General features: G+C 68.5%; 23 protein-coding genes. 9 read left to right on the top strand and 14 right to left on the bottom strand.

Going from position 1 to position 24,241, the window contains the following annotated elements; all coding sequences use genetic code 11:
* Window positions 1-11 precede the first annotated feature (11 nt).
* The 4 genes from hrpB to BACI348_RS10250 form a co-directional block, all read right to left on the bottom strand.
* Window positions 12-2,669: an ATP-dependent helicase HrpB gene (gene hrpB / locus BACI348_RS10265; RefSeq protein ID WP_159825491.1), complete on the bottom strand. Its 2,658-nt coding sequence runs from the start codon at window positions 2,667-2,669 to the stop codon at window positions 12-14.
* A gap of 25 nt (window positions 2,670-2,694) precedes the next feature.
* Window positions 2,695-3,273, bottom strand: a complete 579-nt coding sequence (locus tag BACI348_RS10260) for a hypothetical protein (protein WP_159825489.1) — start codon at window positions 3,271-3,273, stop codon at window positions 2,695-2,697.
* Complete coding sequence (locus BACI348_RS10255) at window positions 3,263-3,679, bottom strand: hypothetical protein (RefSeq protein WP_159825487.1); 417 nt, start codon at window positions 3,677-3,679, stop codon at window positions 3,263-3,265. The genes BACI348_RS10260 and BACI348_RS10255 overlap by 11 nt, the downstream gene beginning before the upstream one ends.
* A gap of 254 nt (window positions 3,680-3,933) precedes the next feature.
* Window positions 3,934-4,449, bottom strand: a complete 516-nt coding sequence (locus BACI348_RS10250; protein WP_159825485.1) for a flavin reductase family protein — start codon at window positions 4,447-4,449, stop codon at window positions 3,934-3,936.
* 467 nt (window positions 4,450-4,916) lie between these two features.
* Between BACI348_RS10250 and BACI348_RS10245 the strand changes: the two genes are divergently transcribed.
* Genes BACI348_RS10245 through BACI348_RS10230 form a run of 4 tightly spaced genes read left to right on the top strand, consistent with a single transcriptional unit; the run spans window position 4,917 to window position 7,948 of the window.
* Window positions 4,917-5,750, top strand: coding sequence for a DUF4397 domain-containing protein (locus BACI348_RS10245; RefSeq protein ID WP_159825483.1), 834 nt, complete (start codon window positions 4,917-4,919; stop codon window positions 5,748-5,750).
* Window positions 5,751-5,758: 8 nt separating this feature from the next.
* Window positions 5,759-6,523, top strand: a complete 765-nt coding sequence (locus BACI348_RS10240; protein ID WP_159825481.1) for a class F sortase — start codon at window positions 5,759-5,761, stop codon at window positions 6,521-6,523.
* A gap of 50 nt (window positions 6,524-6,573) precedes the next feature.
* A complete protein-coding gene (locus BACI348_RS10235; protein ID WP_159825479.1) occupies window positions 6,574-7,197 on the top strand; it encodes an RNA polymerase sigma factor in 624 nt (207 codons plus the stop codon).
* Entirely contained in the window at window positions 7,184-7,948 is a 765-nt protein-coding gene (locus tag BACI348_RS10230) for an anti-sigma factor (RefSeq protein ID WP_159825477.1), read from the top strand. The genes BACI348_RS10235 and BACI348_RS10230 overlap by 14 nt, the downstream gene beginning before the upstream one ends.
* A gap of 12 nt (window positions 7,949-7,960) precedes the next feature.
* Here BACI348_RS10230 and BACI348_RS10225 read toward each other — a convergent pair whose 3' ends face one another.
* The 4 genes from BACI348_RS10225 to BACI348_RS10210 form a co-directional block, all read right to left on the bottom strand.
* A complete protein-coding gene (locus tag BACI348_RS10225; RefSeq protein ID WP_159825475.1) occupies window positions 7,961-10,135 on the bottom strand; it encodes an elongation factor G-like protein EF-G2 in 2,175 nt (724 codons plus the stop codon).
* 32 nt (window positions 10,136-10,167) lie between these two features.
* Window positions 10,168-10,596 carry a ChaB family protein gene (locus BACI348_RS10220; RefSeq protein ID WP_159825473.1) on the bottom strand — a complete coding sequence of 143 codons (429 nt, stop codon included), beginning with the start codon at window positions 10,594-10,596 and terminating at the stop codon, window positions 10,168-10,170.
* 133 nt (window positions 10,597-10,729) lie between these two features.
* Window positions 10,730-10,939 (bottom strand): hypothetical protein, encoded by a 210-nt coding sequence (locus tag BACI348_RS10215; protein ID WP_159825471.1) that lies wholly within the window; start codon window positions 10,937-10,939, stop codon window positions 10,730-10,732.
* 163 nt (window positions 10,940-11,102) lie between these two features.
* On the bottom strand, window positions 11,103-12,047 hold the full coding sequence (locus BACI348_RS10210; RefSeq protein WP_159825469.1) for a 5'-3' exonuclease: 945 nt from the start codon (window positions 12,045-12,047) through the stop codon (window positions 11,103-11,105).
* A gap of 135 nt (window positions 12,048-12,182) precedes the next feature.
* On the opposite strand from BACI348_RS10210, the gene BACI348_RS10205 reads away from it, so the two are divergent.
* Window positions 12,183-13,466 (top strand): MFS transporter, encoded by a 1,284-nt coding sequence (locus BACI348_RS10205; protein ID WP_159829988.1) that lies wholly within the window; start codon window positions 12,183-12,185, stop codon window positions 13,464-13,466.
* 44 nt (window positions 13,467-13,510) lie between these two features.
* On the top strand, window positions 13,511-14,287 hold the full coding sequence (gene map / locus BACI348_RS10200; RefSeq protein ID WP_159829986.1) for a type I methionyl aminopeptidase: 777 nt from the start codon (window positions 13,511-13,513) through the stop codon (window positions 14,285-14,287).
* A 16-nt stretch (window positions 14,288-14,303) separates the two neighbouring features.
* Here map and BACI348_RS10195 read toward each other — a convergent pair whose 3' ends face one another.
* Window positions 14,304-16,319, bottom strand: coding sequence for a vWA domain-containing protein (locus BACI348_RS10195; RefSeq protein WP_159825467.1), 2,016 nt, complete (start codon window positions 16,317-16,319; stop codon window positions 14,304-14,306).
* Window positions 16,320-16,360: 41 nt separating this feature from the next.
* On the bottom strand, window positions 16,361-17,749 hold the full coding sequence (locus BACI348_RS10190; protein ID WP_159825465.1) for a sigma 54-interacting transcriptional regulator: 1,389 nt from the start codon (window positions 17,747-17,749) through the stop codon (window positions 16,361-16,363).
* Window positions 17,750-18,040: 291 nt separating this feature from the next.
* On the opposite strand from BACI348_RS10190, the gene BACI348_RS10185 reads away from it, so the two are divergent.
* Both BACI348_RS10185 and BACI348_RS10180 read left to right on the top strand, forming a co-directional pair.
* Window positions 18,041-18,742, top strand: coding sequence for an SCO1664 family protein (locus BACI348_RS10185; RefSeq protein WP_159825463.1), 702 nt, complete (start codon window positions 18,041-18,043; stop codon window positions 18,740-18,742).
* 54 nt (window positions 18,743-18,796) lie between these two features.
* Entirely contained in the window at window positions 18,797-19,561 is a 765-nt protein-coding gene (locus tag BACI348_RS10180; protein WP_159825461.1) for an MBL fold metallo-hydrolase, read from the top strand.
* A 6-nt stretch (window positions 19,562-19,567) separates the two neighbouring features.
* Here BACI348_RS10180 and BACI348_RS10175 read toward each other — a convergent pair whose 3' ends face one another.
* Both BACI348_RS10175 and BACI348_RS10170 read right to left on the bottom strand, forming a co-directional pair.
* On the bottom strand, window positions 19,568-21,013 hold the full coding sequence (locus BACI348_RS10175) for a short-chain fatty acid transporter (protein WP_159825459.1): 1,446 nt from the start codon (window positions 21,011-21,013) through the stop codon (window positions 19,568-19,570).
* A 101-nt stretch (window positions 21,014-21,114) separates the two neighbouring features.
* Window positions 21,115-21,780, bottom strand: a complete 666-nt coding sequence (locus BACI348_RS10170; protein WP_159825457.1) for a cyclodeaminase/cyclohydrolase family protein — start codon at window positions 21,778-21,780, stop codon at window positions 21,115-21,117.
* 122 nt (window positions 21,781-21,902) lie between these two features.
* On the opposite strand from BACI348_RS10170, the gene BACI348_RS10165 reads away from it, so the two are divergent.
* Window positions 21,903-22,163, top strand: a complete 261-nt coding sequence (locus tag BACI348_RS10165; RefSeq protein ID WP_159825455.1) for a hypothetical protein — start codon at window positions 21,903-21,905, stop codon at window positions 22,161-22,163.
* Between the two features lie 251 nt (window positions 22,164-22,414).
* Here BACI348_RS10165 and BACI348_RS10160 read toward each other — a convergent pair whose 3' ends face one another.
* Together BACI348_RS10160 and BACI348_RS10155 are read right to left on the bottom strand one after the other, a co-directional pair.
* Window positions 22,415-23,305, bottom strand: coding sequence for an SMP-30/gluconolactonase/LRE family protein (locus tag BACI348_RS10160; protein ID WP_159825453.1), 891 nt, complete (start codon window positions 23,303-23,305; stop codon window positions 22,415-22,417).
* 155 nt (window positions 23,306-23,460) lie between these two features.
* Entirely contained in the window at window positions 23,461-24,168 is a 708-nt protein-coding gene (locus BACI348_RS10155) for a DUF4397 domain-containing protein (protein ID WP_159825451.1), read from the bottom strand.
* Window positions 24,169-24,241: the final 73 nt, after the last annotated feature.

Genomic DNA, 24,241 nt, shown 5'->3' with positions numbered 1-24,241 from the left:
CCGGAAAGAAGCTATTGGTGCGGTTTGACCCGTGCGGTGGCGGCCGCTGACCAGGGATCCTCGGGCCAGGGGTGCTTGGGGTAGCGTCCGCGCATTTCGGCCCGGACCTGGGCGTAGGGGCCGGACCAGAACGAGGTGAGGTCGTCTGTCACGGCCAGGGGGCGCCGCGCCGGTGAGAGCAGGTGGAACAGGACCGGCACGCGGCCGCCCAGGAGCCGGGGCGTTTCCGCCCACCCGAAACACTCCTGCAGCTTGACGGCCACCACGGGCCGGGCTGCAGCGTCCGCAACAGCCGGGTACTCGATCCTGATCCGCGAACCACTGGGCACCTCAAGGGTTTCCGGTGCGAGGTCATCAAGCTTCGCGGCCTCGGGCCAGGGCAGCAGCCGGCGGAGCGGGTGGGCCAGGTCGACGGACCGGGCGGCGGCGCCGCCGGCGAGGGCTTCCAGCTCAGGACCCAGCCACTCCTCGAGCCGCAGCAGCAGGGCCTGGTCCGAGACGTCCGGCCACGGCGCGCCCAGTCCGTGGTGCAGGAAGGCGAGCCGACGCCGGAGTCCGTCCGCCGCCGTCGACCATTCCAGGACGCCGAGCCCGTCCTTCTTGAGGGCTTCCGCGACGGCGGAGCGCCCCTCAGCCTGCGAAGGCCGCAGCGGAGTGGACGCCAGGATGATCGCGCCGAGGCGCCGGACCTTCCGGGCGGAAACGCGCCCGCCGGAAAACTGAGCCTCGACCGAGTCCGTCAGCAGGTGCGAGGCCGCGGTTTCGGCGAGCCCGGGCGTCAGCGGTGCAGCGGACCGGATCACGGCGCCGGTGCCGGCGGCGTCCCGGCCATCAGCCCGCGTCACTTCCGCGACAGCCAGCCATTCGTGGCCGGAAAGGGAGCTGCCGGCGGGCAAGCCGGCCCGGGTTCCGGAGGTCAGGAGGTACCGGTCGGGTGCGCCTCCGTCCACCAGGCGTGCCACCCGGTCCGGGAAGGCGAGGGCGACGACGGCACCCACCACCGCGGACCCGGTCACCGGTGTCTTCGCCGCGGGAGAAGCGGAGCGCGCGCCGCGCTGCGCCAGGGCCGCCAGGCGGCGCGTGTCCTCCGCCCAGCGCCGGGCAGCCGCTCCCGGCTCGGTCCGGAACTGGGCCAGGAGCCGGGTCAGGTCGGCCCCGGGGGCGCGGTGGTCACCCGAGACCAGGGCTACGGCCTCCGCCGCAGCGACGTGACCGGCGGCCGCTGCCCCGTCCAGCAGGGCGCGGCCCAGTCGAGGATCCGCCGGAATGGTTGCCAGGAGCCGACCTGTGCCGGTGGCGTGGCCGTCGTCCGCCACGGCGCCGAGTTCGCGCAGGATTTCCACCGCATCGTCCATGGCCTGCTGCGGCGGCTGGTCGGGCAGGGCGAGGCCAGCACCACGCGGGGATCCCCAGACCGCGAGCAGGAGGGCGGCTCCGGTGAGGTCCGCCACCTTGATTTCGGGGGTGACGTGGGCCGGGGCGGCGCCGTAGGCCTGCTGGTCGTAACAGCGCACAACACGTCCGGGACCCTGGCGGGCGGCGCGGCCGGCGCGCTGGTCCGCGGACGCGCGGGAGCAGGAAACGGTGACGAGGCCGCTCATGCCCCGGCCGGAGTCCCGCCGCGGTTCCCGTGTCAGCCCGGAATCAATCACCAGCCGGACACCGGGAACAGTCAGCGAGGACTCGGCGAGATCGGTGGAGACGATGACCCTGGCCCTGCCGCCAGGCGGCCGTCCCGAGACGGCGCGGTCCTGCTCGGCAGCTCCTGCCTGGCCGTGCAGTTCCAGGACATCGATGCCGTTTCCCAGCCGGTTCCGCAGATCCGCAGCAACCCGGGAAACTTCCCTCGCACCGGGAAGGAAGACGAGGGCATCAGTGGAGGTGTCGCCGCTGAGGGCCTGCCTGAGCTCCTCCGCGGCCGTCCGTGCCACATGGTCCAGGAACGCCGGGGTCACTCCCCGGCCATCCAGCCGTGGGCCCGGCGCGGGCCGCCAGTCTGTCTGCAGGGGGTGGAGCACCGAGGGGCAGTCAACGACAGGAGCCGGCATCCCGCCGTCGCCCGTTTCGCCGGTGTCCGCCTCTCCGTTGTGCGTGGGGAGCAGCGCGGCAAACCGGGGCGCGTCCAGGGTGGCGGACATGGCGACGACGGTGAGGTCGCCACGCAACGCCCGGACCTCGGCGAGCATGCCCACCAGCAGGTCCGTTTCGAGCCCGCGTTCGTGGACCTCGTCCAGGACCACGGCCGCTACGCCGTCGAGGCCGGGATCGGTCAGGAGCCGGCGCAGCAGGATGCCGGGGGTCACGAATTCGACACTTGTTGCCGGCCCCGCCTGCCGCTCGCCGCGCACGGAGTAGCCCACGCGGCCGCCCAGGGGGCTGCGGTCCAGCTGCGAGAGACGCCGGGCGGCGGCGCGGGCGGCGACCCTGCGGGGCTGGGTAACGATCACCCGTCCGCCGCCGTGCACCGGAAGGTTCGCCAGCAGCGGCGGCACGAGGGTAGTTTTGCCGGTGCCTGGCGGGGCCTGCACTACAGCCGCCCCGCCTGCTTCAGCACCCAGGGCCCGCGCCAGGGCAGGCAATGAGCCGGCGAAGGCCAAGCCCGCCCCTATCGCCCCGAGGTCGAACGCGTTGCCGGCGGATGGCTGCCGCTGCCTGCCCGGAGAAGTCATCCGTCCATTGTGCCCGGAACTGCCGCTAGGGTTTTCCCTTGCCTTTGCCCTTACCTTCCTTGCCATCCTTGGCGGGTGCCGGCCACACCGGTTCCTGCCGGCCCGGGCGCGGGGCAGGGACAATGGCCGGTGGTGCGACGGGGGCAACCTGCTGTGCCTGCTGGGGCGCCTCCGGGAGAGCCGGTGCCGAGGTGTCCGATACGGTTGCCGCGGGGACTTCCGCAGTGGCCGCGACGGCCGCCAACTGGCCGGTGATGTCTGCCCGCACATCCTTGACTGCGGCTTCGATTCCGCGGTAGCGGGACAACGAGATCCTGCCTTGGCCGGCCGCCTCGTTCAGGTCCTTCTCAAGCGCTTCGAGTGCCGCGAGGGCACCGTCCATCCGGTTTTCCGCTGCCGCCTGGCTGATGTTCAGGACCCTGATCTGCAGGCCGCGGAGCGTACCCTCGGAATCCGCAGGCCGCAGGAGCGCCGGGGCGGCATACACGGCCACGGCAAGGCCCGCGGCCGCTGTAAGGGCGACTGCCGCGGGCCACAGCCAAAGGTTTTTCCTGCCTGGTTTGGCGGCCTTGTCCCCGGCAGGTCCCGGAGCCTCAGGCGGCATGCCGGCCCCGAAGCGGGGTCAAGGCAGCTGACGGAGCCGGCAGAAGGGTCACGGGGGCGGTGGCCGCCCGGGCAGCGTGCGCCGAAACCAGTGTTGCGGGGCGTGCTGCTGCCGGCGCCGCTGCTCCGGGCTGGCGCCGTGCGGCGCTGACGGAAGCATCCTGCCCCGGAGCGGCCCGTACAACGTCGCTGCCCAACCGCCTGGCAACGGACCGTGTGACAACCAGCCGCTTGGCGGCGGTCCGCAGCATGAGGGCGATCGACTGCCCGAGTCCGAGCCCCAGCAGGACGTGGCCCGCCAGGTACTGGCCACCATTTCCGGCAGCGCCAAAGGGAGCACTGAGAGCGGCGGCCGCGCCGACGGCGGCCACTACCAGTGCTGAGGCGGCAGCAAAAACCGTACCCATTGCCCTGCTCCTGTCCTCGCTTGATCAGCAGGCTTACCAGTATTGATCAGCAAGCTTACTACCTGACCGGGGGGAAGCAAACACGGATCCCATCGGTGCGGTCGGTTCGCCCGGGGAGGCCGGCAGGATCAGCGTGGCCGGCAGGATCAGCGTGGCCGGCGGGATCAGGGTGGCCTGGGCACGCCAAAAGGCTGCCACCCGTTACAGCACGGGTGGCAGCCCCCCTTCTTAATCCCTTTGTTGCGTGGGGAACGTCAGCCTGCCGCCTCCAGCACGCGCCCCGCTGCTGCCAGTTCCACGTACCGGCCCTTAAAGAACAGCAGCGGCTCCGCATTCTCCCGCGCACTGAGGTGCCGCACCGCTGCCACCACAATGGTGTGGTCGCCGCCGTCGTACTCCGCGTGCAATTCACAGTCGATCCAAGCCAGGGCGTCATCCAGGATCGGGTTGCCCAGCGGCGAGGACTTGTGGCTCACCCCGGCGAACTTGTCGGCACCCGAGCGGGCGAACTGGCCCGCGAGGTGCTGGTGCTCGGCGGGAAGGATGTTGACCGTAAACGACCCCGCGTCCCGCAGCACCGGCCAGGTGGTGGACGTCCGCGCCGGGCTGAAGGTAACCAGTGCCGGGTCCAGGGAGAGCGATGCGAAGGACTGGCATGTGAAGCCGGCCGGCCCCTGCGGGGTGGAACTGGTGATCACCGTCAATCCGGTGGCAAAAGTTCCAAAGATATCGCGAAGCCGGCGCGGAGCAAGATCTGATGTGGCTGTCATGGATGTGGCCTCTCGTTGGATCGTTACCTCACCAAACCATCACGGGATTGGTTTATTCAACCGCCTTTGAAATGGTCAGACGCGTACCGCAACGAATTGTCATGGGGCTTCTTTAGGCGTAACCGATGAATATTACGAGACGCAGAATGTCGCTGTTTTACGAACCGCGAATTCCAGTTACCCGGCATCTCGAACTATTGATGGACGTGTCATTCCAAGTGGCGGCGCATTCCCGCGCCCGCCTAATTTCTCAACAATGAGTCCCGGCCACCTGCTGCCGGTGAATCATCACGACGCCTGCGGAGCCCGGCGGATCGAGGGCTCCGCAGGCGTCGTGCCGCATGTGCGGAGTTGGCCGGGTACGGGCCACGGAAATTCTTCTGCAGGTGCATCCACGGGGCGGCTGCCGGCGGTAGTACGGGTGTAAGCAAAAACCGCCCGCCCGGCGGGCCGAAGAAGGAGCAATCATGCGCACCCGCATTTTCGCATCAGGAGCAGTGGCCATCGCAGCGGCACTGGCTTTCGCCGGCCCGGCCCAGGCCGCCGAGGGAGACGCCCGGCTCTCCGTCCTGCACGGCGTCCCAGGCCTGACTGTGGACGTCTGGGTCAACGGGGAACGGACCCTGGACGACTTCACACCCGGCACACTGGCCGGTCCGCTGTCCCTGCCGGCAGGAAATTATGCCCTTGCCATCACCGCCGCCGATGCCGCAGACGCTTCCGCCGCGGTGATCGGACCGGTCAACGTGACTCTCGCGGCCAACGGCAACTACACCGCGGTGGCCAACGTGGATGCCGCCGGGAAGCCCACCGCGAACCTTTTCACCAACGACGTGTCGACGATTGCCGCCGGCAAGGGCAAGCTGACCGTCCGGCACACCGCTGCCGCTCCCGCCGTGGATGTCCTGGCCGCCGGGTCCGCCGTCATCTCCAACCTCGCGAACCCGAACGAACAGACCCTCACCCTGGATCCCGGGACCATCCCGGCAGCAGTGGCGGCGGCTGGAACCACCCAGCCCGTCATCGGCCCCGCGGACGTGGCAGTTGCCGAAGGCACGCACACCATCGTGTACGCCTGGGGCAGCCTGAACGACAAGAACCTGCAACTCGCAGTACAGACCATCGAGGGGCTGCATTCGGCTCCGGCAGCCGTCCCGGGGAGCCGGCGGGGTGCAGCGGAGGAGGCTGAAGCAGGACAGGCCCTGGCAGTTGCCGGCATGGGAGCGGCAGGACTTGCCCTCATCCTGGGCACCCTGGCTGCCTCCCGCACCGTGGTCCTGCGCACGGCGGGCCGCAAGTAGCCGGCACCATGGAGATCACGACGGCGGCACCCAGGTTCCGGACGTACCCTGGCGTTCCGGCACAGGCAGCCACACCGTGCCCCGCCGCCCGTGTGCGGGCGGCGGGCGGCGTCGTCGTCTTTGCAGCCGCGCTGCTCTCTGCCTGCGGCACCGCGGCACCAACGGAGGCTGTCCCGAACGGGACAGCCTCCGTTGCACCCGATGCACCCGATGCACCCGTGGCGACCGCGCTTCCGCCCGCGCCTCCGGCCGGCCCCGCAGCCCCGGTGCCGGCCGCAGTCCCCCGCGTCCCCCGCAGGGAGGCAACCCCTGCCCCGGCGGCTCCCCGGGACCCGGCACCGCGCTTCCTGACAGTGGAGGGCACCACCATCGGCATGGAGATCGTAAACGTGGGCGTGTCCCCGGACGGGGCGATGGAGATTCCGGAAGCCTTCACCCAGGCGGGCTGGTACAGGTATGGACCGGCGCCTGGCGCGGAGTCCGGCGCAGCCGTCATCGCCGCCCACGTGGACACGACGTCGGACCGGGCGCCCGTCTCCCACTTGAAGGATCTGGCGGCGGGAACACTGGTGACCGTTGAGCGCTATGGTGCCCCGGCACTGAATTACCGGGTCCGTTCCGTGGAGCTGATGGCCAAGGACAGGTTCGACGGCGGTTCCCTGTTCCGCCGTGACGGGCCGCACCGGCTCAGGCTTGTCACCTGCGGCGGCCGGTGGCTGGACGATCAACAGGACTACGGTGACAATGTCATTGTCACTGCGGAACTGGAATGAGCCGCGAGTCAGCCCTGACACTCACTGCCGGGGAGGGGAAGGAGGCCGGTATGGCACCTTCGGGCCAGCCGTCCTCCGGCGACGCTGAGCACCTCAACCAATCCGGCCACCAACTGGCCGCCGGCTGGAGCCAACAGCTTGACCAGGCATTCTCGGCCGGGGACGAAGCTGCCCTGGCCGAGGCATACCGCCAGTTCTCGCCGCTCGTCTACACACTCGCCCTGCGTGCGCTCCGGAACCGCAGCGCTGCCGATGACGTCACCCAGGAAGTATTCATCCGCGTATGGAAGTCACGCGCCGCCTTTGATCCGCACATAGCCGCACTTCCTGCGTGGGTTGTCGGCATTACCCGCAATGCCATCTCCGACGCACTCGGCGCCTCTGCCCGCGAGGCCCGCACAGTGACCGCGGCAGCGGAACTGCGGTCCGGGCCGGAGGACGCGGTAGCTTCCCCGTCCGCCGAAGTCCTGGCGGACCGGCTGCTCCTGGACGGCGAACTGGCCCGGCTCGGCGAGCCCCAGGGCTCCATCATGCGCCTGGCGTTCTATGACGACCTGACGCACGACCAGATTTCACGGAAACTAAACCTTCCCCTTGGTACGGTCAAGAGTCACATCCGCCGCAGCCTTAGCCACCTGAGACACCGATTGGAGGTGGACCATGCAGCACCTTGACCCCGAAGCCCTGAGCCTGTTCGCCCTGGACGAGCCGTTGGACGCCGAGGGCACGCACCACCTCCGCTCCTGCCCCGAGTGCACCGCCGAGGTCGCCTCGTTGCGCCGCGCCGTCCATGCAGCGCGGACCGCCCCGGACACCGGCTGGCTGGAGGCGCCGGGAGCCAACGTCTGGGCGGGTATCCACCGGAGTCTCGGACTCGGCGACGCGGTGGCCGCAGACCCGCTGGGCCCTGACAGCAGGGCAGATACCGCCCCTGAGGCAGAAGCCCCGGGCCCCGGGGAGTCAGGGCAGCCGGCAGGGAAACCGCCCGCCAGTGTGACCTGGCTGCGCCGGCCGGTGACCTGGCTGGCAGCGGCAGCGGCCGCCGTGCTCATCGCGGCCGGTGTGGTGGTGGCCGTCAACCGAACGGCCGCGCCAGTGACCCTCGCCTCCGCGCAGCTGGAACCGCTGGACCGGTTCACCGCCACCGGTTCGGCCACCGTGACGGAGTCCGGCGACGGCTCGCGCACCATCGAGGTGCAACTGAACAAGGCAGAAGCCCGGGGCTACCAGGAAGTCTGGCTGATTGCCCCGGACCTGACCCGGCTGGTCAGCCTGGGAATCATGAACTCGGCGTCCGGCCGGTTCGAAGTACCGGCCGGACTTGACCTGTCCAGCTACCCCATTGTGGATGTGTCCGACGAGCCGCTTGACGGCAACCCGGCACACTCCAGCATCAGCATCGTCCGGGGCACGCTCACCTCCTGAAGGCCGGTGCCGTCAGCGGGCGGCAGCGGCGGCGGCCAGGTTGCCCGGCACGGGGTCATGCCGGAGGTAGCGGCGGCTGAAGGTGCCGGTGCCGGCCGTCAATGCGCGAAGTTCCACCGCATATTTCAGGAGTTCCTGGTCCGGCACTTCCGCGGTGATTTCGGTCCGGTCCCCGCCCGATGACGTTGTCCCGGTGAGCCGGCCGCGGCGGCCGGAGAGGTCGCTCATCACTGTTCCCACGTGCACTTCCGGAACGCTGATGACCACCGACGAGACAGGTTCAAGGAGCTGGACGCTGCCCGCTGCGGCCGCCTCCCGCAATGCCAAAGCGCCGGCTGCCTGGAAAGCTGCGTCGGAGGAATCAACGCTGTGCGCTTTGCCTCCCACCAGGGTCACGCGCAGGTCAACCACCGGGAAGCCGGAGGCCACGCCTTTCTGCATCTGCGCGCGGACGCCCTTCTCCACGGAGGAGATGAACGTTCCCGGGATGACGCCGCCCACGGTCTTGTCAACGAATTCGAAGCCGGCGCCCCTGGCCAACGGTTCCACCTCGATGTCGCACACCGCGTACTGGCCGTGCCCGCCGGACTGTTTGACGTGGCGCCCGTGCCCCGCGGCCGGGGTGGCGAAGGTTTCCCGGAGGGGTGTCACCACCTCCACAGTGTGCAGCTTGACGCCCTGGTCCCGCAGCCGGTCCAGCACCACTTCGGCGTGCGCCTCGCCCATGCACCACAGGATCAGCTGGTGGGTTTCGGCGTTCCGTTCCACCCTGAGCGTCGGATCCCCGGCGGCCACCTTCCCCAGGCTGCGGGCCAGGGCGTCCTCGTCGCTGTGGGAATCGGCTTCGATGGCGACCGGCATCAACGGTTCCGGCATCTCCCACGTGGCCAGCAGCAGCGGCTGGTCTTTGGCCGAGAGGGTGTCGCCGGTCTCGGCCGTGCCCAGCTTGGCGACGGCCGCGATGTCACCGGCAATACAAAAGGGGACGGGCCGCAGGGTGGCCCCCAGCGGCGAATAAAGGTGGGTGAGCCGTTCGTCGGTGTCGTGGTCCTGGTGGCCGCGGTCCGCCAGTCCGTGTCCGCTCACATGGATGGGGGTGTCGCCGCTGAGGGTCCCGGAAAAGACCCGGACCAGGCAGACCCGGCCCAGGAAGGCGTCCACCGTGGTGCGGACCACCTCCGCCGCGAGCGGCCCGTCGGGGTCGCAGGCCAAGGCGCGGACGGGGGAACCGGACAGGTCAGTGGCCCGCGGCAGGCCGCGCTCCGGAGGCGATGGAAACGCTTTGGTCAGGAGTTCCAGCAGTTCGGCGGTTCCCAGCCCGTTCACTGCCGAGGTGGGCACAGCCGGGAAGAAGGACCCGCGGGCGACGGCGGTTTCCAGATCCGCGGTGAGGACGTCGGCATCGATGTCCTCACCACCGAGGTAACGGTCCATGAGGGACTCATCTTCGCTTTCGGCGATGATTCCCTCGATCAGCTCGGACCGGGCGGACCCGGCGGCCACCAGCTCGGCCGGTTCCGCCGGACGCGGCGACGGGCCGGAAGTCCCGGCCGGATACTCGAAGACTTTCCCGGACAGCAGGCCCAGCAGTCCGGTGACCTCCGCGCGGACCGGGACGTACAAGGGAAGCACCGTCTCGCCGAACGCGTCGCGGCAGGCGGCCAGGACGCCGTCGTAATCAGCCCGTGGATGGTCCAGCCGCGTGATGACCACTGCGCGCGGCATCCCCAGGTATTGGCACTCCTGCCAGATGGCCGTGGTTCCCGCATCCACCCCGTCCACGGCGGAAACGGCGAACAGGACCGCATCCGCGGCGCGCAGCCCGGCGCGGAGTTCGCCAATGAAGTCCGGATAGCCGGGCGTATCGAGCAGGTTGATCTTCATTCCCGCCACGGGCAGCGGCACGACGGACAGTGCCACCGAACGCTGCTGGTGGATAGCGGCGGGGTCGGAATCGCTCACCGTGGTTCCGTCAACCACCGAGCCCTTCCGGGCGATCATCCCGTTGGCTTCCAGCAGCGCCTCGATCAGGGTGGTCTTGCCGGCACCGGAGCGGCCCACCAGCGCCACGTTCCGGACCAGGGCAGGGTCCCTGGGCGTGAGGCCGGCGGAGCCATTGCCCTGGCGCCCTTCCGGCCCGCCCCGGCCTGCAGTGCCTGCTGCGTCCTTGGTACTTTTGACAGACATCGGAACCTCCTGGCGTCTTTGCCTGGTTGTTTTTATTTGCCGCGTGCCTTGCGGGTAGCGGAGTCGTTTGCCTTTTGCAGCGCCTTAACGAGTTCTTCTTTATCCATCCTGGACCGCCCGCTGATATCCAATTCCCTGGCACGTTCCAGCAGGTGCTTCTTCGAGGCGTTCGCGTCCACGCCGCCGGCGGTGGGCTTGGACGTGCCGGGCCCCTTTTGTTCGGCCCGCTTGTCCGACGGCCCGCGCTTCTCCTTGGCCTCCCAGTGGTCCCCCACCTTTTCGTAGCTGTGCTTCAAGGAGGCGTAGGCGGCGCGTGCAGCCCGCTCTTCGTCGTTGTTGTACGACTCCATGGCGGAATCGTAGGTCTTGGCGAACGTGTCCTGGGCCTTTTGGTCCGACCGCTGCAGGGTTGAAGGAAGCTCGTCCTTGCGGGCGTGGTCATTCTTTCCAGTCTTCGGCACCGCATTCACCGCACTTTCATCAGCAGGACTGATCGTGGCAGAACATACCCCAGCTTAGCCACGCCCTGCTTTGCTTGTCTGCTGTTAGGCGGGACCGGAACCTGTTTCCTGAAGCCTCATACGCCACCGGGCATCAGTGTGACTCAGGCCACTGGTCCGGGTCGTAGCCATACAGGCCCGGCGGGCGGCGGGGTGCTTCCTCCGGGACGGCAGGCGCTGCTTCGGGTGCGGCTGCCTCTGGTTCTTCCTGCGGCAGCTCCCCGGCATCACCGGGACCAACGGCCGGGTGTTTTTTCGGCTCGTCGTCTTTTCCTGCGCCGCGCGTGCCCGGGCTGTCAGCCATGACCCACTCCAATCCCCCGATGAAGAGGTCCGGCTGCTTGAACCATTGAATTTCACCCTAGCCCGGAGCCAAGGTTCCCAATATGCCAATTTTGCTCAAGAAATAGGCAGTTTCCCCGCCACGAACCCGGCAGGCAATCGGCGAGGGCGCCTCTCCTGCGCTGTCACGCCTGCTGGATCCGGTCCAGCGCGTCGAGGAGGCGGCGGACAGAGCCGCCCAGGTTCCATTCTGTGGCGAGGCGTTCCAACTCGGCGCGGGCTTCCCCGGTGACGGGGCGCAGGTGGGCGCCGGCCTCCTTCAAGGTGGGCAGCTCGAGGTCCCGGACAAGGCGTACGACGGCGGGCGCGGCCCCGAGATAGGCGGCGGCGGCTTCCAGCTTGGCCCGGACGGGTGACGACAGGCCGCTGCCGGCGTCGGCCGCAGCCTCAAGAAGGTTTTCGAGGGATCCGTATTTCAACAGCAGTGACGCCGCAGTCTTCTCGCCGATGCCGGCCACGCCGGGGAGCCCGTCCGAGGCGTCGCCGCGCAGGGTGGCGTAGTCGGCATACTGCTGGGGCAGCACGCGGTACTTGCCCACCACCACTTCCTCGGTCATCACCTCAAGGTTCCTCATGCCGCGCGCGGTGTAGATGACGCGCACCTGGCGCTGGTCATCGCAGACCTGGAAGAGATCGCGGTCCCCCGTGACCACGTCCACGGGGATGACGGCATGGCTGGCATAGGTGCCCACAACGTCGTCGGCCTCGTGGTCGGCCGCACCGACGATGGCGATACCCGCCAGGCCCAGGACCGTCCGGATCATCGGAAGCTGCGCCTCGAGCGCGTCCGGCACCACCTCCACGTCCGGGATGCCGGTGTTGGCCTCCGCCACGCGGTGGGCCTTGTAAGTGGGCACCAGGTCCACCCGCCATTGCGGCCGCCAGTCATCATCCCAGCACGCGATCAGGTGCGTGGCCCCGAAGTCGATGGCCAGCCGGGCGATCATGTCCAGGAGGCCCCGGACCGCGTTGACCGGTGTCCCGTCCGGCCGGCGGATCGAGTCGGGCAGGCCGTAGAAGGCACGGAAATACAGCGAGGCGGTGTCCAGCAGCATCAGGCGGTCAGGCATACCTCGATCCTGACACGGAACCGGGCTGACAGGGGACACGACGGGCGGTCCGCCTGACCAGCTCTGGCATACCGGCCTGATCGGGGCGAGAATGGCCTCGTGTTCCGTGCTATCCGCAGCCGGGACAGCGAACCCATGAACGCTGCCGCCCGGAAGATCCAGCGCATCTACCTGACGTTGACGCTGGGAAATACCCTTGCCGCATCCTTCATCTGGGGCGTCAATACGCTGTTCCTGCTGGACGCGGGGCTTACCAACTTCGAGGCCTTTGCCGCCAACGCATTCTTCACCGTTGGCATGGTGATTTTCGAGGTCCCCACGGGGGTGGTCGCTGACGGGTGGGGACGCCGGGCCTCCTTCCTGCTGGGCACCGTAACCCTGGCCGGCTCCACTTACCTGTACTACCTCTTGTGGCAGTACTCCGCCCCGTTTCCGCTGTGGGCCGTGGTGTCTATCCTGCTGGGGCTGGGCTTCACGTTCTTTTCCGGTGCCGTTGAGGCGTGGCTGGTGGACGCGCTGCGCTACTCCGGATACGACGGCGGACTGGAGGCGGTGTTCGGGCGGGGGCAGATGGTCTCCGGCGTGGCGATGCTCGCCGGTTCGGTGGCCGGCGGTGTGATTGCCCAGGCCACCAACCTCGGCGTGCCGTTCCTGATCCGGGTGGGCGTGCTGCTGGCCATGTTCGCCGTGGCCTTCGCCCTCATGCACGACGTCGGATTCACGCCGGAGCGGTCCACGCACCCCCTCAAGGCGACCCGCGCTGTCCTGTCGGCCTCCATCGACAACGGCCTGAAAATCCCGCCCGTGCGGTACGTGATGCTGGCCGCCCCGTTCAGTGCCGGCGTCGGAATCTATGTCTTCTATGCACTGCAGCCGTTCCTGCTGGAACTCTTCGGCGACCCCCGCGCCTACTCGGTGGCGGGCCTGGCGGCGGCCATCGTTGCCGGTGCGGAGGTGGTGGGCGGCTGGCTGGCGCCGTACGCAAGGAAAATGTTCCGCAAGCGGACGTCGGTGCTGATCCTTAGCGGCAGCATCAGTACCGTGCTCCTGCTCTCCCTCGGATTCACCCGGATGTTCTGGCTGGCCCTGGTCCTGCTGACGCTCTGGGCGGTGATCGATTCTGCCGCCATGCCGGTGCGGCAGGCCTATGTGAACGACATGATCCCGTCGAAACAGCGGGCAACGGTGCTCAGCTTCGCCTCCCTGATGGGATCCAGCGGCGGTGTGGTGGTGCAGCCGGTGCTGGGCCGGAGCGCGGACCTCTACGGTTATCCGGTGTCGCTGGCCCTGGCCGGCATCGTCCAGAGCCTGGCGGTTCCGTTCCTGGTGGCCAGCCGGCGGCAGGGTTCCCCGGCGGACACGGCCAGCCCGTCCCCAGAGCCCTCGGACCAGGGCCCGGCGGAGGATTCGCGCGCCTGACCCGGTAGGTATAGTTGGTGGTCTCCAACCTGGAAGGCCCCCCATTGATCGAGATCCTGAACCCCGCCGAAATCGCCCGGGCAAGGGAAACAGGAGCCCTGGTGGCCGGCATCCTGCAGGCCATGAAGGGCCGCGCCACAGTGGGTACCAACCTCCTGGACATCAACCGGTGGACCGGGGAAATGATCATCGCCGCAGGAGCGTCGTCCTGCTACATCGACTACGAGCCGTCCTTCGGACGCGGGCCGTTCGGCCACTACATCTGCACGGCCGTCAATGACGCCGTGCTCCACGGCAAGCCCAGCGACTACGCCCTGGCCGACGGCGACCTGCTCACCCTGGATCTCGCCGTCGCCAAGGGCGGAGTGGCCGCGGACTCCGCCATCAGCTTCGTTGTTGGCGACTCCCGGCCGCTCGAGAGCCTCACCATGATCAACGCCACCGAACGTGCTCTGCAAGCGGGGATCGCCGCTGCCGGGCCCGGCGCCAGGATCGGCGACATCTCCCACGCCATCGGTTCGGTCCTCAGTGAGGCCGGTTATCCGATCAACACCCAGTTCGGCGGCCACGGCATCGGATCCACGATGCACCAGGACCCTCATGTACCGAACACCGGCCGGCCGGGCCGCGGCTACACCCTGCGCCCGGGGCTGCTGCTGGCGCTGGAACCCTGGGTCATGGCGGACACCGCCGAACTCGTCACCGACCCGGATGGCTGGACCCTCCGCAGCGCCACCGGCTGCCGGACCGCCCACAGCGAGCACACCATCGCCATCACCGAAGACGGCGCGGAAATCCTCACGCTGCCCACGCAGCAGTAGCACCCCAGCCCAACAGTTACCGGTCCCAGGAAGCCCAGTCGCCGTCGTCGAACGCCTGTCCGCGGAAGTGCGCGCGCAGGTATTCCCCCACCACGGCGGCGCCGAGGCCGCCCACCTCGGGCGCCACCACCCGGGCACCCACCCGCCGTGCCATCCGCTGGACAAACCGCTCAAGGCTGGGGTCGTTCCCTAAGCGGAAAAACGTGGTTTGGGTTCCGCCGCGTCCCAGCCGGTCCAGCTCTGCCACCGTGACCCTGATGGTCTCCGGGTCCGAGGGCCAGCAGAACCAGGGCTCGCCGTCCGGCAGCAGGTGCGCGGTGGGTTCGCCGTCCGTCACCAGCAGGAGGACATGCTGCATGGACGGATGCCGGCGGAAGAACCGCCCGGCCAGCAGCAGGCCGTGGTGCAGGTTGGTGCCCTGCTCCCGCCGCGACGGCAGGGCCGTCAGCTCGCCGATGTCCATGGACCGGGCGTAGCGGCCGAACGCGATCAGCTCCAGCCGGTCGCCGCGGAAGCGCGTGGAGATGAGGTGGTGCAGGGCCAGGGCGGTGCGCTTCATCGGCACCCAGCGCCCTTCGGCGGCCATGGAAAAGGACACGTCCACCAGCAGGACGACGGCGGCCTGGGTACGTGCCTCGGTTTCGCTGACTTCGATGTCGGCAGCAGTGAGTCGGAGCCCCTGGGCCGGGTTGCCGCCGTCGGCCGCCGTACGGTGGATCGCGTTGGTCATGGTGCGGGTGACGTCCCACGGCTCGGCGTCCCCGAACTCCCACGGACGGCTGGAGCCGGTCTGCTCGCCGGCGGCACCGGCGACGCGGGTGTCCCGCCGACCCTGCCGGCCGGACAGCTGCTTCGCGGTGTCCCGCAACAGGGACTTGCCGAGCTGCCGCATGGCCTGCGGGGACAGCCGCAGGTCGCCGTCACTTCCGCGGCGCAGGTAGCCGCCCTCCTGCATTGCCCGTTCGATCCCGGCCAGCGTGCGGGCGGAAACGGCGGCGTTCTGCCCGAGCTGGCGTGCCAGGGCATCGAGGTCAAGGTCGTCCAGGCTGGACCCGTTGTAGGACTGGGAGAGCTGTTCGGCCAGGCCGTCCAGTTCTGCGATGTCCTGGAGGACGCCGGTGCCGTCGCCCAGCCCCAGGCCTTCCTGGCCCTCGAAACGCTCGGAGCCGGTCCAGTCCTCGCCCGGACGCAGTGCCCGCAGGCTGGAATCAAGCTGGTCCAGCTGGGCCATCAGTTCCGGTGAGCCGAAAGCCTGGGCGGAGAGCCGCATCAGTTCGTCCCGCTGTTCGGGTGACATCGACTGCAGGAGGCGTTGGGCCGCGGCAGCGCGCTTGGCCAGGGCATCGACCAGCTCCTCGACGGACTGTGGATTCTCCGGAAAAAAATCGCCGTGCCTGGCCACAAACTCCTGGAAGTCCTGGTCCGTGTCCTCGCCGCGCCGGTGTTTGTCCAGCAGGTCGTTGAGGTCGCGCAGCATCCCGGCCACGGCTGCCCGGTCCTCTTCCGTGGCGTTTTCGAGGGCCTGTTTCATGCCGGCGAACCGCTGGTCCAGGACCTCCCGGCCCAGCAGGTCCTTGATCTGTTCGTAAGCCTCCCGCGCGGCGCCCGATTGCCAGTCGTAGGAGGCAAGCTCGTTGACCGCGGCGGCCGTGGACGGCGGCAGGTTCTGCAGCTGCATCTCCCGGAACTCGCGGTCGTTGTTGTCCATCATGGCGTCGCGGGCGAGCTGCTTGCGTTCCTCCAGCACTGCCGTCTCGAGGAGCTTCTTGACCTCGTTGAGCGTGCCGTCCAGCCTGTGCCGGCCCAGCAGCTCGCTGCGGCGCTGCTGGACGCGCCGGGCGAGGTCATCCAGGCCTTCCATGCCCTGGCCGCCGCGGCGGAGGAACTCTTCCAGGGCGTGGCGGGGTGAGTAGCCGGCCATGACGTCCTCGGCCACGGCGTCCAGCGCCTCGGCCAGGTCAACCGGGGGCGCGAGTGGATCCGGGCCGCCCGCGTACCGGCCGTACCTGGCGGAGTGGTTGTGGCTGGCCATGGTGGCTCCTGTTCCCTGCCGGCAATACTGCTGCCGGCCTGCTAGCCGTAGATGGTTTCTTCGTCGTCGGATTCCTTGGAGATCCGGCGGGCGAGGTACAGGCCTTCCAGGGCAAGTTCGATGGCGGCGGCACGCTGCCCCTGGTTCTTCGCGCCCAGGCGTCCGCTGATCTGGTCGTAGAGTCCCGACCCGTTCAGGGAGGGCAGGTTGCCCAGGAACTCCTCCGCCGTGACGTGGTCTCCCGTGGTCACTGTCCGGTGGCCGTCCAGCGCAGCGACGAGGGCGCCCATATCGATGCCCTGGTAGTGCGCCCGTACCGCCTCGGCAGTGGCCGTGCGCAGGAGGTGGTCCAGGACAGCCTGTTCGCGGCCTTCTTCGCCGGACTCGAATTCGATTTTGCCGGTGAGGACTTCCACCGCGGCGCCGAGGTCCACGATCCGCGCCACCGCCTGGGCCTCACCGCGCACGCTGGCCCGCCGCAGTGCTGCCGCCGCCACTGTTTCGGCGCCTGCGATGGCGAACCGGGCGGAGACGCCGGAGGTCTGGTTGATGGCCGGGGACTGCCGGAGCGCCCTGGTGTAACGGGCCAGGATTTCGAGGATGACCGGTGGAACATCGGCCACCAGCTGGCCCTCCTGCCGGATCACGGACACCTCGTCCTCCAGCTCAATGGGGTAGTGCGTGCGGATCTCAGCCCCGAAACGGTCCTTGAGCGGCGTGATGATCCGGCCGCGGTTGGTGTAGTCCTCAGGGTTGGCCGACGCGACCACCAGCACGTCCAGCGGCAGGCGCAGAACGTAACCGCGGATCTGGATGTCGCGTTCCTCCATGACGTTGAGCATGGATACCTGGATGCGCTCGGCGAGGTCCGGCAGTTCGTTGATGGCGATGATCCCGCGGTTGGAGCGCGGGACCAGGCCGTAGTGGATGGTCTCCGGGTCGCCCAGGCGTCGGCCCTCGGCCACCCGCATCGGGTCGACGTCGCCGATCAGGTCCGCGACGGAGGTATCCGGGGTGGCGAGTTTCTCCACGTACCGTTCGGACCGGTGGCGCCACGCAACGCGCAGCCGGTCCCCCTCGGTCAGGGCGCGGGCACGGGACTGCTCGGTGATCGGCGTGTAGGGGTGCTCGTTCAGCTCCGAGTCCTCGATGACGGGTGACCATTCGTCCAGCAGCCCGGCCAGGGTACGCAGGAGCCGGGTCTTGCCCTGCCCCCGCTCGCCCAGCAGGACCACGTCATGCCCGGCGATCAGGGCGCGCTCCAGTTGGGGAAGGACAGTGCGGCTGAAACCGTATAAGCCGGGCCACGGGTCGCGTCCTTCGGCGAGCGCGGCGAGCAGGTTGTCACGGATTTCATGGCGCAGGTCTTTCCGGACATGGCCGGAAGCACGCAGTTCGCCAAGGGTGAAGATTTCGGGTCGATCAGTCACCCCTCCACGGTAGACCCCACCGCGTCGTGAATCGAGGAAATCTTCGAATCAGGGCAGGGCCCTGCAGGAGAGCTGCCCGGGGCTACGCTTAGTGCTGATGACTGTTGAGAGCACCCTTCTCCTTCTGGTCCGCCACGGCGGGACGCCCGCCACGGGGAGGGCGCTGCCCGGCGCACCCGGCAGCCCGTCGTCGTCTGCTTCTCCCACGCCGGCCCCATCAAGGCGGCCGTCGCGCACCGGGCGGGCTGAGGGCGCCGTGATAGCGCCCGGTACCAGACAAGGGGATGGCCGGTGTCAGGGCGGGAACTGACAATGCTCGGCGAAGGCCGGGTGGAATTGCTGGCACGCATTCCCCGCAGCAGCAACGCGACCTTCCTGGTCCGGGTCACCTGCGGCGGGGACTCGTCCCACGCGGTGTACAAACCGGAGTCCGGGGAACGGCCGTTGTCCGACTTCGAGCCCGGGCTGTACCGGCGTGAGCGCGCAGCGTACCTGCTGAGCGAATACCTGCGGTGGGGCCTCGTACCGCCCACGCTCATCCGCGACGACTCCCCCTTGGGCGTGGGCTCCCTCCAATGGTTTGTGCCCTGCGACTACAGCGAGCACTACTTCACCCTGTACGAAGACGACCCGGAGACCCATGCTGCGTTGTCCCGGATTGCCCTGTTCGACTACGTCGCCAACAACACCGACCGCAAGAGTGGGCACGTGCTGCGCGGCCACGACGGACGCATTTGGGGCATTGACCACGGGCTCTGCTTCGCGGCGGACTTCAAGCTGCGGACCGTCATCTGGGACTTCGCCGGCCAGGCGGTTCCCGACGCGCTGCTGGAGGATCTTGCGCCACTGGTTGTGGATGTGCCCGCCAACCTGGCGGACCTTCTGGATGCTGCGGAGGTCCGGGCGTTGCGGCGTCGGGTGCAGCGGGTGCTGGACACCGGTGTCCTCCCCGTTGACCCCACGGGCATGCGCTACCCCTGGCCGCTTGTGTAGAAACCGAAAGCCGGCGGTCGGACCGGGCGCAACCGCAGGCAGTACGATCGACCGGTGAAATCCAAAGCCACCGGCTGGCACCCCGCAGACCATGTCTCCGAGCCGGCCCCGGGAGTCTTCTTCGTCCAGGGCCCGGCCTCCAACTGGATAGTGGTCGTCGACCAGACCGGCTTTCTGCTCATCGACACCGGCTACCCGGCGGACTGCCCACTGGTCCTGGCGTCCATCCGCCACCTGGGCCTGGAACCCGCCGACGCACTCGCCGTCCTGATCACCCACGGCCATGTGGACCACACCGGGTCCGCGGCCCACTTCGCCTCCGCCTACCGGACGCCCGTCCTGTGTGCCCCGGAAGAGCTGGCCCACGTCCAAGGCAAGGAGAAGCACCAGGTTACATTCGGCCAGGTCATGGTCCGCGCCTTGCGCCCCCGCGTCTTCCGCTGGATGCTCCACGTCATCAAGGCGGGCGCCCTGAAGGCCCAGCCGGCAACGCAGGCGCAGGCGTGGGATGCGGCCACCCTTCGTACGCTGCCGGGCCGGCCGGTGGCGATCCCGGTCCCGGGACACACCCCGGGCAACGCAGCGATCCACCTCCCCCAGGCGGGCGCCATCGCCGTCGGAGATTCCTTTGTCACCGGGCACCCGCTGAGCCGGAGAAACGGACCCCAGATGCTGCACCCGATGTTCCACTCGGACCCGGCCGCAGCCCTCGAGGCAACGCACCGGCTGGATGGAGCCACCGCCACCGTGATCCTTCCCGGACACGGCCCCGCACTGCACATCCCCCTGGCCGATGCCCTCGCGGACCTCCGCGGCTAACGGCGCCTACTGCCCGGGAGGCATCACCGGCGGGACAAAGTCAAACGTCATCCCCAGGAGCCAGACCAGCAGCAGCACCACCGGGAGGTGGAACACAAACTGCAGGAACGTGAAGCCCACGAGGTCCCGGGCGCGCAGCCTGAGGACCGCCAGCAGCGGCAGCATAAAGAACGGGTTGATGAGGTTGGGCAGCGCTTCAGCGATGTTGTAGATCTGCACGGTCCAGCCAAGGTTCATCTGCACATCGGTGGCGGACTGCATCACGTACGGCGCCTCCACCAGCCATTTCCCGCCGCCTGAGGGCACCAGCAGGCCCAGTACGGCGGTGTAGAGCGCAATCACGACGGCGAACGCACCGTTACCGCCGATGTCCGAGAAGAATTCGGCCAGGTGGGACGAGATGGTCATGCCGCCGTGGCCCGTGGCCTTGGTCAGGATCGCGGCCATGGCCGCATACAGCGGAAACTGGACCAGGATCCCGGCGGTGGCCGGGACAGCCTTGGTGACGGCCTGCAGGAAGTTCCGCGGCGTCCCATGCAGCACCAGGCCCAGGATCAGGAACACCAGCAGGTAGCCGTTCAGGCTGCTGACCACGGTGAGGAACGGTTTGGTCAGGTACTGCGACACCAGCCAGCCGAGGGTGAGGATACCGGCAAGGATGGGCAGGATCCTGCTGTACTCCAGCCATTCCCCCGGGCGCGAGCGTGGTGCCGGCTCGCTGGGTTCGTCGTCGAGGTCGACGCCGAGATCCTCCGCCGTGCGGATCGCACCGCCGCGGGGTGCGGAGAAGTGTGCGATCACCGTGGTGAGGGCCATCAGGATAACGAGCGTGAGCAGCGACTGCCAGGTGAAGATGGTTGTCCCGAAGTCCAGGATGCCAGTGATCTTGAGCAGGGCCGGGGGCAGCGAAGCCGCCGTGGCCTGCAGCTGCGCAGCGGAGGAGGACAGTCCCAGCGCCCAGACGGCGCCCAGGCCCATAAAGGCGGCCGCACCGAGCGCCCGGTAGTCCACGGTGAGGTCCTTGCGCCGGGCAACCGCCCTGGCCAGCAGCCCGCCGAATATCAGGCTGAGCCCCCAGTTCAGGAAGGACACGGACATGGACATCAGGGCCACGAAGCTCACCGCCGTGCGGGCGGTGGCCGGCACGAGTGCCAGCCGGTTGATCAGCCTGGCCACCGGCGGGGAGGTTGCCACCACGTAACCGGTGAGCACCACCATGGCCATCTGCAGCGTGAAGGCGGTCAGGTCCCAGAAACCGTTGCCGAAGGAGTCTGCGATGGACTGCGGTGAGGCGCCGATGGCCAGGGCTGCGACGGCGATGATGACCACACCCGCCAGGGCGAAGATGTAGGCATCCGGGAACCATTTCTCCGTCCAGGCCGCCATCCGCTGGGCGACCCGGGCCAGGCCTCGTTCGTCGGTTGCGGTCTGCGCCAGGACTGTGTTTCCCACGGGGACTACCTCTCCATCGAGTGCGTCGTCTGTACCCGAGGGAGCTTAGTGCGGATTGGCCCGAAAACCGGTTAATCCGCACTAACCCTGCGTGCCGCGGCTCAGAGGTCGTCGGTGTCAGTGGGCGCGGCGCGGTGATCCACGGCGGCGGTCAGTTCGTCGATCCGCTCCAGCGCAGCGTTGAGCTGCTGGACCGTGGCCCACAGGGCGGGCTGTTCGGCGCGGACCTGTTCGAGGGTGGCCCCGGCGGACCGAAGGGTGGCGAGGTCGAAGCTGACATTGGTGCGGGCACCCGTCACAGCTGCCCGCAGGGCGCCGAACGCGACGACGACATCGGCTATGAGCGCCGGGTTTCCGTTGGCAGCCAGCCAGCCAAGGTCTTCGATGGCTTCGACGGCACGTGCGCCCAGCACGGCCGATGCTGCGGCGGCGTCCACCGACGCCTGGCGGATTGCGTGGTCGCGTTCGGGCCCTTGCTCCAGGCGGAAGGCGGCGCCAAAAGCTTCGGAGGCGGCAGCATCGCCGTCGGCGAGTTCAAGCGCGGCACTTCGCAGTCCAAGCGCGCGTGCGTGGATCTCCGCCAGTTCCCGGCGCTGGTCTTCTGCGGGGTCGGTGTAGCCGGCCACCATCGACGCCAGCGACGCGGCAATGGCAAGCATCACTCCCGTCCCGGCCCCACCGCCCGGCGAGCCCTTTGACTCCGCGAGGGCCTGCGTCCAGGCTTCCACCGTCGAGTCCTGGGTGGTCACCGTTTCAAAATCAGCCATGGCACCCATTGTGCCCGCATCTTCGGCCGATCTTGAGCCAATTTTGGGTGTACGCAAGCTGATTCCTGATGGTGATGCAGCAGGATCAAGGCAAGCTTGGGTCTCCGCTGAAGGAAAGCAGGGTGAACGGTATGGCAAATGACGGTCCACCGTCAGGAGTTCCCGGCGAGGACGGGCCGGACCAGCCGCCGCTGCCCATGGGAACCATGGTCATCCGCACCTGGAACGAACCACACCGGACCCCGGGGTTCCGGGCCCGGATGACCTACAGCCATTCGCCCACGGCCGAACCGGAAACCACCTACACGGTGGATCCGGAAGAAGTGGTGGATACAGTGCGCCGGTGGCTCCTCCCCCACACCGAAACCCAAAGCCAGTCCTAGCCTTGGCGCCCTGTCAGCCCTTCCATTCCGCCCGGTAAGCCCGCGGGCTGACGCCGTGCAATCGCCGGAACCGTGCGGGCCGGTGACTGGGCCTGCTCCACCGCGTGCTTGCGGACGCCTGGGACCGGCTCATCGACGCGCTTACCCAGGTGGATGGCCTGCCAGTGCCGGGGCTGTCCGAACCGTGTTCCCGTGGCAAAGATGCGGGAGTATATGGACGATTGTGTACGGCTATGGATCTGCGACAGCTTTTATGCCGGCTCCTGGGATCCAACGTTGTGGGCGCCGCGGGTGGTGGTGCGGATCCGGTAGAGGCTGGTGGTTGCGGTGATGTACAGGTCCTGGCCGTCCGGACCTCCGAAGCACAGGTTCGATACTCTCTCGGGTACTTCGACGGTGCCCAGCAGTTCAAAGGACGGCGAATAGATGCGGACGGCGGGGCCGGCGGAAGTCCAGATCCTGTCCTGGACATCCACCCGCAACCCGTCAGCAGCGTGGCCGTCCTCAAGTTCGAGGGCGGTCCCGTTGCGGTGGCAGGCATCGCCCCGCACGTCGTAGGCGACCACCCGCAGCGGCACTCCATGGGCAGGACCGGCCGTGTCCGCGACGTAAAGGACCGACTCATCCGAGGAGAAGGCGAGCCCGTTGGGGTGCACGAGGTCGGTGATCATCGGGGTGAGGATTCCTTCGGCGGGCTGGAAGCGGAAAACGTAGCAGCCGCCGTACTCCTGCTCTCCCTCGTGCCCTTCCTTGGTGCCCGGAAGGATCCCGTACGGCGGGTCCGTGAACCAGATGCTGGAGTCGCGGGCCACCACCACGTCGTTCGGCGAGTTGAGCATGCGGCCCCGGAAGGACCCAATCAGCCCTGTTACCGCTCCCCCTCGGTCACGTTCAACCCGGCGCCGGCCGTGGCTGCACTGGATGACCGTTCCGTCCGCGTCGAGGGTCCGGCCATTGCTGAATCCGACGCCCCGCGCGTACTCACGGGTCAACCCTGTGGCGGGATCGAACTCGAGGATGCGGTCATTGGGGATATCGCTCCAGCGCACAGTCTGTGACGACGGTACCCATAGGGGCCCCTCGGCCCAGACCGAGCCAGTGAACAGGCATTCCAGCGCGCCAACAGTCAGTCCGGCACCCATCCGGTTCCCCCTTCGCTTTAAGCTTCCCGGCGGCGTACCCGTTACCTGCCGCGACGCGGCCTCGTGCACCCGCATTAGGGGACACGATAGCGTGGGCAAGCCTCTTGGGGTGCGGGGCCCCTCAGTGGCCCCGCATACGGTGTGTCCGGGCGGTGTCAGTGGCGGCCACGCCCCTGGTTCAGGTCAACAACCTGGACCGCGGCGGCCAGGGTGCCGTCAGCCAGGCTGCCCCAGGCGTATACGATGGTGTTTTTGCCGCCCTCGACCGTGACGTCGGCCGGCCCGATCAGTGGCGCGGTGGTCCCGGCCGCGGCAACGGAGGCGGAGATGGTTCCCGCCTTCAGCTTCAAGGTGGCCTCGTCAGGATTCCGGAGCCCTTCGATCACTGGTTCTCCCCCGGCCAGGACGTCGACGGCGGGGGCTGCAGCCACGTGCCTGACCGTCAGCTTGCCTTTGTTGTTGTTGCGCGGGGCCTTGGTGTCATTGGTGAAGAGGGTGGCCGTGGGGGCCCCGTCAGCGTCGAGGTGGGCTACCGCGGTGTAGTTTCCGCCCTCCTCCAGGTCGACTGTCACCGGGCCGATCACGGGGTTGTCGGCGCTCGCAGCGTCCGGGGCGGTGATGGCGATTTCGTAGTCGCCGGCTGCGAGTTCCAGGGGGCCGGCGAGGCTTCCGGGAGTGAAGTCGTCAAGGGTGAGGGTGCCGTCGACCCAGACGTCCACAGTCAGGCCCGGCACTCCGTGCAGGACCGAGAGCTGGGCGGGGTCATCGCCGTGGTGGTGCCACCCGCCGGCCTGGGCCGGAGCCGCGAAGGCAAGTACGGCTGCAAGCGAGAGTGCTCCGGCGGCGTAGGTTGTTGTGCGCATAACAAACTCCTCAGAAGGGACGCCCGTGGGAAGGGCTGTGCTTGTGCTTACACCTTCACTACCGGCGGGACGT

The sequence above is a fragment of the Arthrobacter sp. 9AX genome (genome assembly GCF_902506095.1).
GTDB lineage: Bacteria > Actinomycetota > Actinomycetes > Actinomycetales > Micrococcaceae > Arthrobacter.
The sequence above is the reverse complement of the archived record's forward strand: the minus strand, read 5'-3'. Positions and strand labels throughout refer to the sequence as shown.